Source organism: Pseudomonas sp. BIGb0164 (assembly GCF_024810135.1).
Taxonomy (GTDB): domain Bacteria; phylum Pseudomonadota; class Gammaproteobacteria; order Pseudomonadales; family Pseudomonadaceae; genus Aquipseudomonas.
Window position 1 is genome coordinate 211,222 of sequence record NZ_JANUEA010000008.1, and the last position, 11,106, is coordinate 222,327.

At 62.5% G+C, this 11,106-nt stretch carries 8 protein-coding genes; all 8 read right to left on the reverse strand.

Going from position 1 to position 11,106, the window contains the following annotated elements; all coding sequences use genetic code 11:
* Positions 1 to 5: 5 nt before the first annotated feature.
* Positions 6 to 1,814, reverse strand: a complete 1,809-nt coding sequence (locus M2394_RS21700; protein ID WP_259174516.1) for a hypothetical protein — start codon at positions 1,812 to 1,814, stop codon at positions 6 to 8.
* A 3-nt stretch (positions 1,815 to 1,817) separates the two neighbouring features.
* A complete protein-coding gene (locus tag M2394_RS21705) occupies positions 1,818 to 3,068 on the reverse strand; it encodes a hypothetical protein (protein ID WP_259174517.1) in 1,251 nt (416 codons plus the stop codon).
* A gap of 26 nt (positions 3,069 to 3,094) precedes the next feature.
* Positions 3,095 to 4,012, reverse strand: a complete 918-nt coding sequence (locus M2394_RS21710; protein WP_259174518.1) for a hypothetical protein — start codon at positions 4,010 to 4,012, stop codon at positions 3,095 to 3,097.
* A 62-nt stretch (positions 4,013 to 4,074) separates the two neighbouring features.
* Positions 4,075 to 6,438 (reverse strand): hypothetical protein, encoded by a 2,364-nt coding sequence (locus M2394_RS21715; RefSeq protein WP_259174519.1) that lies wholly within the window; start codon positions 6,436 to 6,438, stop codon positions 4,075 to 4,077.
* 10 nt (positions 6,439 to 6,448) lie between these two features.
* Positions 6,449 to 7,588 carry a hypothetical protein gene (locus tag M2394_RS21720; protein ID WP_259174520.1) on the reverse strand — a complete coding sequence of 380 codons (1,140 nt, stop codon included), beginning with the start codon at positions 7,586 to 7,588 and terminating at the stop codon, positions 6,449 to 6,451.
* A complete protein-coding gene (locus tag M2394_RS21725) occupies positions 7,558 to 9,003 on the reverse strand; it encodes an alkaline phosphatase family protein (protein WP_259174521.1) in 1,446 nt (481 codons plus the stop codon). Before M2394_RS21725 ends, M2394_RS21720 begins: the two co-directional genes overlap by 31 nt.
* A complete protein-coding gene (gene eboE, locus M2394_RS21730; protein WP_259174522.1) occupies positions 8,993 to 10,213 on the reverse strand; it encodes a metabolite traffic protein EboE in 1,221 nt (406 codons plus the stop codon). The genes M2394_RS21725 and eboE overlap by 11 nt, the downstream gene beginning before the upstream one ends.
* Positions 10,210 to 11,094 (reverse strand): TatD family hydrolase, encoded by an 885-nt coding sequence (locus M2394_RS21735; protein WP_176997635.1) that lies wholly within the window; start codon positions 11,092 to 11,094, stop codon positions 10,210 to 10,212. The genes eboE and M2394_RS21735 overlap by 4 nt, the downstream gene beginning before the upstream one ends.
* Between the last annotated feature and the right edge of the window lie 12 nt (positions 11,095 to 11,106).

Sequence of the window (11,106 nt, forward strand, 5' to 3'; positions counted from 1 at the left end):
TCCTCCTACTGCGGCGGTTGCCAAGGGGTTTGGGTGAGGTAGGCACTCAACAGGGCGCGCTGTGACGGCGACATCGAACGCACCACCGGCATGTACAGCGTGGTGCCTTTGTACACATCCGCGATGCGCGCGAGGATCGCGTTTTTCGCGCCCATGACCGCATCCGGCTTGTTCAATGCGACGTAGCGCGACATGGCGGGGAAGGCCAGGTAGTGAAAGCGCAGGACGTGGGGGTAGACCATGTCCCAGGTGATGAGCGTACCGGCCGGGATACCGAAGTCGGTCTGGGCGTATTTGCGAAAGCTGGTGAAGTAGCCACTGCTGTCGAGCCCGTTGGCGGTGCAGTTCAACGCGACGAAACCCGCCTGGGCTTCGCTACCCGGCTTGAGGGCCACAGGGACACTGATCGAGCGTTGGCCGGCCTCCACCGTCAGCGTGGCGGGGAAATCGAGAAACTCGTAGTCCTGCGGGGCGGTGTACAGCGCCGGTGGCGATTGTTCAATACTGATCGCTGTGGCAGCGGGCACCGGACCGCCCAGGTAGCGAACCTGCAACGTGATCGACAGGCCGTCAGGGTAGTCCTCGAGGTAGACGTTACGCAGATCGCCGTACACCCGGTACTCCGATTCGAGGGCCTGCAGGGTCGAATCATCGACGGTACCCGGGGCATTGACCGCCAGGGCCGACGTCTGCGCAGCTTGCTGCTGGGTGGCACTCAGGGGCAGGTCGACGATGCCGCCATACACGTAGTAGTCAACCAGTGGGCTGCTCGTTGGGTCGAGCGTGGTGAGCTGAGTGGTGCCAGCGGTAATGCTGACAGGGCCGTAATTCGCATTCGGCCCGATGGGGCTGGTGATGTCGGTACGGTCAGCGCGGAAGGTTTGCTTGGGGATGAGGTTGACCATGTCGATGCTCAGCAGGCCGTTGCTGGCAAGCTCCGCATAGGCGGCATTGTCCGTGTCCTGGTTGATCAATTGGCGACCGGGTTGACAGTTCAACGGCTCATTGGCAAACGCCGGTGCCAGTGTGCCGATGACCCGGCCGATGCTCGGGTTGGGGTCATTTTTGTTGGCCGCATAGTCGGCGTTCAGTTCGGCCGTGGTCATCTTGGGGCACATTTCGAACATCACGAAGCGCAGCACGATCCCCGTCGCCCCGGGTGCCTCGATGATCGATTTGAGGCCCGCGCTGTTGCGGTTCCATTGGACAATGCTACTCAGCGGGAACGTCAACTGGAACGTACCGCTGGCATGGAACGAGCCGGGTGCGTCCATGGTGTTTGGCTTGAGCACTCGGGTCTGCACGTCGAAACTGCTGCACACGGTGTTGCAGTGAATCAGTAACTGGAGGTCGTCATCGGTGCCTATTTGCAGGCCGCCGACGAAGATCTGGGTGGTGGTCGACGCTGTCGGGTCCAGGTCTACCATCATCGGACCGGTGAAAGGCCCCTGGCCGGTAACCGGGTCCACCGATCCAAGCAGGCCGATCGGCTGGCCAACGAGGTCACCGCTGGTGCTGACGCTGCCCGGGCTGCCCTGGGAGCTGACCAGGGCGTTTTCCATGAAGACCTGATGGTCTCCGAAGTGGTTCCAGCCGCCGAGGGTATAGCGCACCGCACTCGGGGTATCGATCATGGCGTTCAGTTCGTCATCGCTGTAAGCCTCGGCCTGGGGGGCCACGATAGAACGCGCCAGGTCAAACACCGGCCAACCGTTGTCCGCGTTCTGGGGCAGGCACGGGGTGTTGTTCGACACGCTGACGTCGGTGGTGATACCGCCCCAGAAATTCAGGCGGGGTCCGTTGAGGATACTCATGATCTATTCCTTGATCTGGGAAGGGGTGGCGCCCGGTGTTTGGGCGAATTTGAACAGGTAGGAGTAGTCGGACTTGATCGCGCTCTTGGGCGGCGTCGCCATCGAATGGCACGCCATGCAACTGCTGGTGGGCTGGATATAGCTTTCCATGGTCACGTTGGCTGACAGCGTGGGGGTGGGCGTGCCCATCGGGTTGCCGATCATGTTGGGGTTGAGCGGCCGCTGGGTGGTGATCAGCTTGTAGTACTTCAACGGGCTGTTTTGCAGGCCAGGGTCGGCGCGGTAGGTGGCGTTGACCGTGTCGGTGGCGCTATCAATGGCAGTGACACGGGTCAGCGGGTCGGGTGTCTGGAACGTGGTGCCGTTCACCGGCACGCACACCGGATGCGCCCCTTGGGTGTTCCAGTTGCACGGCGATTGGTTGACGGTGGTGGCGGCCGGGTCGTAGTAGCTGCCGTTGGTTGATAGGTCGGCCGGCACATTGTCGATTTGCTCGAAGGTCGACCACACCCACTGCGGGTAACCGACGGGCTTGGTGATGATGTGCAGCCCCACCAGCCCCAGGAGTTGCTGGGCGACTCCGTTGGGCTTGCCTTGGGCGTCGAACGTGGTCACCTGCGCGATCATGTTCAGGTAGCGGCTGGCATTGTCCTTGGACGTGAGGATGCGCCAGCTGGATTTGACCTCGATGACCCCGTTGGGGAACTTGATGCTGCTGGCGTTGGACACCACGTCCGCGTTGTAGAAGTTGTTGGCGACGATGTAGTTATAGGAGGTCTCGTTGGCAGCAATGTCGTAGTAGGTCGGGTTGCCCGCCTGGTCGATCAGCCAGCCGCCGATGGCCTGGTCGACGTGGTTCTGCAGGCTGGTGTTTTTCAGCGCGGCGATATTGATCAGGCCCAGGCTCCTGGCGGTCAGCACGCTGTTCCAGGGGCCGGGGTTGGCCGCATTCGGCAGGAAGATTTCCTCCACGCTCTTGTAGGTTTGCCACACGGTATAACCGCTGCCACCGGGCTGTTTGGTGCAGTCGGGGCTGCCGCGTTGCCCGTCCTTGGCCGGCCAGTTCAAGGCGACAAACAGCTGCCAGCTGTACTCATCAAACGGTGTCTGGCCGGCGCCAGCAGCCGGCGCGGCGCCGGGCAGTTGGCAACTCAGCGACGTGGCCAGGGCCGATGGCTGGGTCGCCTCCCTGGCCTGGGCCGGCAGGCCTGCCAGCCCCAGTAACAGCATGGAAAAACACACGAGGGTTTTCATGGCGGATCCTTCCTTTGATGTCGGGGTCAGGGTTGCATGAGCTGGTTCCATTGCGCCTTGTGGCCGTTGCTCACGCCTGCCGGTGGCACGAACAGCTGGCAGGGCGGCGGGTTCGCCGGGCACATGTCGGCCACCTGGTCCCAGGTGTCCTTCGGGTCGGGGGTGGCGATGCGGAAGTTGGTGTAGTTCTGGCTCACGATGGGCGCGTTGGCGACGCTGGTATCCCCCGAGAAAAAGAACGACTGCGGCTGCCGGTAGGGCGGGCTGCCGGTCGGTTGTTTGTTGAAGGCGTAGCCAAACAGGATCGGCCCTGCGGGAGACTTCAAGTCCATGGCATAGGCTTGCAGGCTGCCGCCCAGGTGTTTGCTGCGCTCGGCGCTATAGGGCAGGTGCTCGATGAAGCTCTGCCGTGGCGGATGGTTCATCGGCGAGAACATGCAGCAGGCCGGCATGTCTTTCGGGCGGTCTTCCGGATAAGTGAGGAAGTACGCCTTGTTGCCCAGGGACACGAAGGTGCAGGTGTAGTTGTTGTCCTCTATCGGGAAGATCGGCAGGCAGTACTTCTCGTAGTGCTCCATCATCGCGCCGTAACCGTCGCCGTCCGCCGGGATATAGGTGGTGTCGTAGTAGCTGGTGCCCTTGGACACGGTGTAGTCGGCCGGCGTCAGGGTGGAAGGCGGGTCACTGTAGGGCGGCGGGTTTTTCTGGTAGTTGTGGATCACCCGGTACATCGTCCAGTCGCTGATCCATTGCGCCGGGAAGAACGGGTCGGATGGGTCGCTGGCGGTGCGCTTGGCGATGCAGTTGCCATTTTTCTTGTTGCAGCCTTCGGTGTTGTGCACCCCGTTGGTGAAGTACACCGCGCCGCTGTCACTGGCAGCAAACGCTGCGGGGCTGAGCAGCAGCACCAGCAGCAAGAATCGACGCAAGAAGTTGGCGTTCATATGACACTCCTGTGCAGTGCCGGGTGACGCAGGCGTCACCCGGTGGTCCTGGCGTTACAGCGTTATTGGTAGTCGCTCATGCTGAGCGGCACGGGTGGGTAATTGCGTTTCACCAAGGCCTGCGCCCACAGCTCCAGCACGGCGCGACGGCTTTGCGGCATGTCGCGGGTGATGGGCATCGCCAGGGTGCTTTCTTCCTGGTACTCCTTGCTGATCAGCACGATCAATTGGTCGATGGCGCCTTCGATCCGGGTCAGGGAATTGAGCGGCATGAACTTGTTCATGATCGGGTAGAGGTAGTAATAGGGTTTGAGGATGAAGGGGAAGATGAACGTTTCCCAGATCACCACGCCGGCGTCCTCGCGCTGGTACACGCGGTTCCAGGTATCGACGAAGTTTTTCTGCAACTCGGGCTCCAGCGGCAACACCCGCAGCGGTGCGAGGAAGTCTGTGTAGGCCTGGGTTAGCGCGAAGCTGAACGGGATATCCGGCGCTTGCTGACCCTCTTGCACAAAGAAACGCAGGGTCGGAAACCCCGCCGCTTTCCCCGTGACCGTGAGGTAGGCGATACCTTGGTCGTCGGTCTGTATCTGGGTCACGCTGTATTGCACGACACTGTTGGACGCGTCACGCAGCGTGCCTTGCCGGTTGATCGGGTTGGCGAACTCCAGCGTCGGGCTCAGGGCGACAGATGCAGGTGTCTTCAAGTATTCCTGATACGTCACGGGCACCGATGTGGCATTGGTGTCGGCCAGCCGTATGGACACCAACTGGCGGCCGGTGCCTTCGGTCACTTGGCCAAGCAGCGGGGCAACGCCGTTGAATTGCGGCAGGTTAGCGGTGTTTTGCAGGAACGTGGGAGGGAAGCTGTCGAACAGCTTGAAGTCGGCCGAGTTGTTGAACGCCAGGTAGTAGTCGGTGGTGCACAGCATGTAGGCATTGCCGTATTCCGCGATCCACAACGTGGTTCCCTTCGGTGCCGGCTGGCCGTCGCATTGCACCATGATCTGCAGCGTCTGGGTGGCGCCTACATCGATGAAACTGCCACTCTCCACCACCTCGGCGGTCCATCGTTGCTGGGTCGCGGCGACCACATTCGGGCTACCCTGCAACTGCAGTTCCAGCGTGCCGTTTTGCAGCAGGGTCTGCGCGGCCACGGTGAAGGGCAGGTCGAGGATGCCCGAGCGCTTGTCGAACTGTGCCTGTTGGTAATCGGCATAGCCGAAGCGGGCCAATTCGTTGAACTGCGTGCCCTGGCGGATGCCAATCGCATAGTCGCCCGCCAGGTACTTGGCGGCCACAGGGATTGGGGCGCTTTTGTCGACCGGATAGAACGGAAACGTGTTGCCCAGGTCCAGCGACAAGGTGTTGCCATGGATCTGCGCCGAGGTCACGCCGAGCTGTACCTGTTTTGGGCTGTCCCCTGGGGTGATGTGAATCGGCACTTTGGCGGCCGGCACCAGGCGCATGCCGGCAGGTGCGGTGGGGAACTCATCCTCGAACCACAGGCCGAGGGTGCCGACCGTGCGGCTGTAGGCCGGGTTGAAGAAAATATCGCCGACGTTGTCCAGCCCCTGCTGGTACATGGCTTGCACCTTGGCCAGCGCCTCCGGGGTGGAGGAGTGGGTGTCGATGGGCGGGAAGTCGTTGAGGATGCCGTTCTTGTCGTAGCACGTGAGGTAGGTGGTAAAACGGAACATCAGGCCCTTGGCGTTCTGTTGCTGCATCTGCGCTTGCAGGTTTTGCAGCAGCGCCGAGTCGCCCACCGCCCATGCCAGGTTTTCTTTCGGGAAGCACGTCTGCCAGGTCGTGGTGACGTAGCTCAGGCCGCCGAGGCCCGCCCAGTTGAAGTTCAGCAATCGGTCGAGCATACGGTGCTCGCGGTTCAGGGTCAGGCCGCATTGCGGAGTGCCCAGTACCAGCTTGTCGAAGTACAGCGCGGTGAAGGTGTTCTGCCACGGGCTCACGTCGACAAAACGCGCCGCCGTAGGGCCTGCGCCGCCAAAGGGGTTGCCCACCAGTTGGTAGGGCTGGTTGATCAGCGAGTCAGTGGCAACGTAACCGCCACCAGGCAGTTCACCGCCACTGATCACCGATTGGGTCTGCTGATAGCTCACGGTGCCGCAAGCATTGTCACCGAACAGGTTCCATTCGCCGGGGATCATCGGCGTGGTCACTTGTGGGGCATTGCCCGGTACTTGCAGCACATAGTCAGGAATCTGGTTGACCGGCAGCGGCGCAATCGTCCAGGGCAGCAGTGTGCTGGCCGCATTGAGTGGCGTAATGCCAAAGGACTCCAGGAACGGCCAGTTCATCTGCATCTTCACCGCGTCATACACCGGGAACATGTCGTTGTTATTGGCCGTTGGCGGGTTCCAGAACATGTGGCCTTTGACGTAGATCCGAGGAAAATTCAATACGCTCATGTCAGGCTCCTTAACGTTGCCACTGGGCGCGTTTGAGCGACCAGACAAAGTCCAGTTTGTGGTAACCGACGAAGTCGGCGGCCGGCAACTCGGCGGTGGGGTAGACGATGCCGCCCTGTTGCTTCAGGGCGAAATTGAAGTAGCCCTGCTTGGGTGAGTACGCCGCCGTGCCGTGGCAGGCAAAACACGATGATTCGCTCTGGAACGCCGACTCCAGTTGGGAGTTGGCCAACAGGGTGGGGTTGGTTTCCGACTGCACGCCGATCAACTCGTACTGCGCCAATGTCGGGTTGGCCGCCTGGAAGCTGGTGTTCACCGGTTGCGCCGCCGCAGTCGGGCCGGTGCTGTTGGTCATGGGCGTGGCCGGCGTCGCGTTGGTCACTGTGTACTTGCTGTTGTTGACGTTTTCAAAGGTGGTCCAGACCCAGTTGGGGTTCAGCTTGTTGATCACGTGCAAACCGCTCAACGCGGCGTAACCCACCTGGTACGTGCTGCCTTGCTGGTAGTAGGCCTGGGCGATGTAGTAACCGTCGTTGGCCAGTTGCTGTTGATAGGTGGCGTCGCTGCCGATCCACAGCCAGGCGGCCTTTAGCTCCCAGGCGGTGGAGGGGAAGTTCAGGTCGCTGGTCAGCGCCGCCTGACCGTTCACGTTGTAGACGTTCTGCTGGACGATGTAATTGAACGTGTCCTGGCCCATCAACAGCTGAAAGCGCACGGCCTGGCCTTTCTCGGCTGCCGGCACCTGGCCGCCCATTTGCAGGATCAGCCCGTCCACCTGCTGCGTGGCGTTGAGGTTGTGAAACAGACGGCTGGTGTTCATGCCCAGCGCTTTGGCCTGCGTGAGCACGGCGGCGGGTACCGGCACGCGCTGGGCGTACGGCAGCGGTTGGGCACCGTTTTTCAGGTAGACCTGGTCTGACGGTTTCAGGGTTTCCCAGACCCGGTCCGGGCTTTGGGCGGCCGTGGGTTGGTTGAGGCAGGCGAACCAGTTCCAGGCCAGGGTCTCGGGGCTTTGGGTGAAGAGGGTTCGGGTGGCATTGAGGTTGCCTCCAAACTGCAGGAAGTTGCTGCAATCGAAGGTGCTGGGGGCCTGGGCCTGGGCCAATCCGGCCAGTGCACTCAGGACAGTGATTGATAAGGCTCGCCGCATGGAAGCTCCTTGGCTGTGGCCAGTTTGGTGTGGGGGCGCCCCAGGAAGTGTTCCAGGAGCAGTTGCTTGACTGCCGTCGCCGCAAGCTGCTGCGGCAACGCCAGGTCGCAATTGGTGATCAGCAACGGGCCGCCCTGCACGCTGCTCGGCAGGCGGCCATGGCTGCCACGGACCAGGCGGGTGTCCAGCGGGATCAGGTCCATGTAGTAGCGAAAGCCGAGTTTTTTCTGCAGCAGGCGGCGCGCCACTTTCAGCCGGGGGAAGCGGATGGCCGGGTCGACAAACAGCTCCAGCGGGTCGTAGCCGGGCTTGCGGTGGATGTCCACGGTGCGCGCGAAGTCCGGTGCCTTGCGATCATCCAGCCAGTAGTAGTAATCGAACCAATACCCGGCGGCGGCCACCGCCACCAGCTCACCGCTGCGCGGGTGGTCCAGTTGCCAGGCGCATTGTTCGGTTTTATCCAGCACCTGCTCAATGCCCGGCTGGCGCTGCAACAGCGCTTTGACGCGGGGAATGTCCTGCGCCTGCTTCACATAGACATGCGCGATTTGATGGTCGGCCACCGCGAACGCCGCACTGGCACCGGCGTCGAGCAGCTCCCAACTGAGGGACTGGCGCACCTGCAACAGGCCTTCGCTGCGCAGCACACGGTTGATCGAAATCGACTGCTCGACCGCTTCGATGCCGTACTCGGAGAGCACCATCACTGCCGCCCCCTGATCCTCGGCAAATGCCAGCAAACGCCCGACTTCCAGGTCGATGGCGCGCACTTCATCGGCAATCGAGGGGTGGTCGGGGCCCACGCGTTGCAGGCTGTAGTCCAAGTGAGGCAGGTAGATCAATTGCAGGTGCGGCCGATTGATCTGGAATTCGGCGATGGCGCAATCGACGATCCAGCGGCTGGAGCGAATACCCGCCGCTGGCCCCCAGAAACCGGGAAACGGAAACTCGCCGATCTGCTCTTCGATCTGAGCGTGCAGCTCGGGCGGCGACGAATACAGGCCGAACTGTTTGCGCCCATCGGCGGGGTAATGGGGGCGCGGGGTGATGGCGGCGTCCACGTCGGCATACATGTTGTACCACCAGAACAGCTGGCTGCAGCGAAACCCCGGCAGTGCACGCTTGAGGGTGTGCCAGACCTTTTCACCCTGGATCAGCGCGTTGGGTTGCAGCCAGAATTTCACCTCGGCCTGGTCGCGAAAGTACCAGCCGTTACCGACGATGCCGTGCGCCGATGGCGGTGCGCCGGTGAGGATCGAGGCCTGTACCGTCGACGTGACGGCCGGGAACACCGGTTGCAAGTGGGCCATCTGCGCGGTCTTGAGCAGCGCATTGATATGCGGCGTGGCCTCGCCGAGCAACGCGGGCGTCAGCCCCACCACATTGATCAGCAACAACGGTTGATCAGAGGGCATGGGCGTAAGCCTCCTGCACCGGGGAACGCAGCAGGTTGCGTTGGCGCAGCTGCGTCTCGACCCAGGTCAGCTCGGCCGCGATGCCCGCCAACTGGGCCTGCTCGGAGGCGGGCCTAAGCTCGGCGGGCAGCACGCCCCAGCTGTAGGTTTCCACCTCCAGCACCGGGCGGAACTCGGGATGGCCCGCCAGGTAATCGAAGGTTTGCGCCAATGCCACTTGGCTGCCGCTCAGTTCGGGCAGCAACAAGTGTTCGCTGAACAGCGGCACGTGGAAGTGAATGCGCAGCTCGCGAAAACGGTCGCAACCCGCCAGGGCGGCAGGCAAGTCCGGCCAGGCGACCACCCGGCCTTGCGCGTCGAGGGCTTTGACCTGATGCAGGTAGACCGCTTCGGCAAAGGTCGCCAGGGTGTCGAGTACCGGTTGGCGTTGCGCGTCGCCTTGCGACGGCAGGCGACAGATCATGGCGTTGGACAGCTGGATCTTGCCCACCGGTACCCGGGCCTGGCGCAGGCGGTCCAGGGACTGATAACAGTCTTCGAACATCACCGCCTGATGGCACACGTCAAAACACAGCGCCAGGTAGGCGTGGTTCGGGTCGGTCACGCGCCGCTGCTGGAAGAACGCGATGGCCTGCTCGGTGGTTTCCAGCACGCAGTCCGGTTCCATCTCCAGGCAGAACACGATCTTCTTGCCGGTTTCCCGGTGCAGGTCGGCGAGGGCAGCGGTGAGCCGGTTGAGGTGCTCTTCAGCCCGCCGTTGCAAGGCAGGCGTCCAGGTGGCGGCATAGCCCAGCGGCACGCTGGAAATCACGCCCTGGCGACAGCCGGGCGGCAAGGCTTCGGCGAGGATACGCGCCAGGTCCAGGCTGTAGTCCAGCCGCTGCGGGTCGGCCCAGTCCGGCAGGTAGACCTCGGCTTTCACCGCGCCCTGATGGAACTCACCGTAGGGAAAGCCGTTCAGCGAGGTCAGGCGCACGCCACTGGTGTGCAGCAGCTTGAGGAAGTGCGCCCGTGCCGAGGCGTCGCGCAATTGCTCGGCAGCGCGGGCGCAGATCCACAGGCCGCTGTCCTGTTCCAAAAGCCCGCGCAGGCTGCGCACACCCTGGAAATGCTGCGCGATGGACGCGCTGAGCCCGGCCAGGTCACGGGTGGGATGCACATTGCTGCAATAGCCGACCTGGGCGGCCGTCCAGCCACTGGCGGCACTCATTTGACCACCGGTTCCTGGCCGCGCAGGGCCGAGTTTTCCTGCCACTGCTTGCGCTGGTCGATGGGCAATGGGGTGCTGACCAGGGCCTTGTCCAACTGGCCGCTCTGGGCAAAGAAGTCCACGGGGTTGTGGAACAGCACCTGCTCGACCTGGGCTTCGCTGAAGCCTGCTGCCAGCATGGCCTGGCCGGTCTTGGGTACTTTGAGCGGGTCGCTGATGCCCCAGTCCGCCGCGCTGTTGACCACCATTTTTTCGGTGCCGTATTCCTTGAGCAGGGCCACCATGCGTTGCTCGGACATCTTGGTGTTGGGGTAGATCGAGTGGCCGCGCCAGCAGTCGCTATCGAGTACCAGGGGCAGGGTGAGTTCGTTGAGGTGGTCGATGATCACCAGGTGTTCGGCAATCCCCACTTCGCGGACCACTGCGAGGGTGCGCTTGGTGCCGCCGATTTTGTCGCGGTGCGGGGTGTGTACCAGCACCGGCAGGTTGAATTGCTTGGCCAGCTCCAGCTGCGCGGCGAGAAAGCGGTCTTCTTCGGGGGTGATGTCGTCATAGCCGATTTCACCCACCGCCACCACGCCATCCTTGACCAGGTAGCGCGGCAGGATCTCCAGCACTTCATTGGCAATCGACAGGTCATTGGCTTCCTTGGGGTTCAGGCCGATGGTGCAGAAATGATGGATGCCGAACATGCTCGCGCGAAAGCGCTCCCACCCCAGCAGTGTGTCGAAATAGTCGACGAAACTGCCGACGCTGGTGCGCGCCTGGCCCTGCCAGAACGCAGGTTCGATCACCCCGGTAATGCCGGCGGCGGCCATGTTCTGGTAGTCGTCGGTGGTGCGGCTGACCATGTGGATATGCGGATCGAAGTACTTGAGCATGGTGAATCCTCG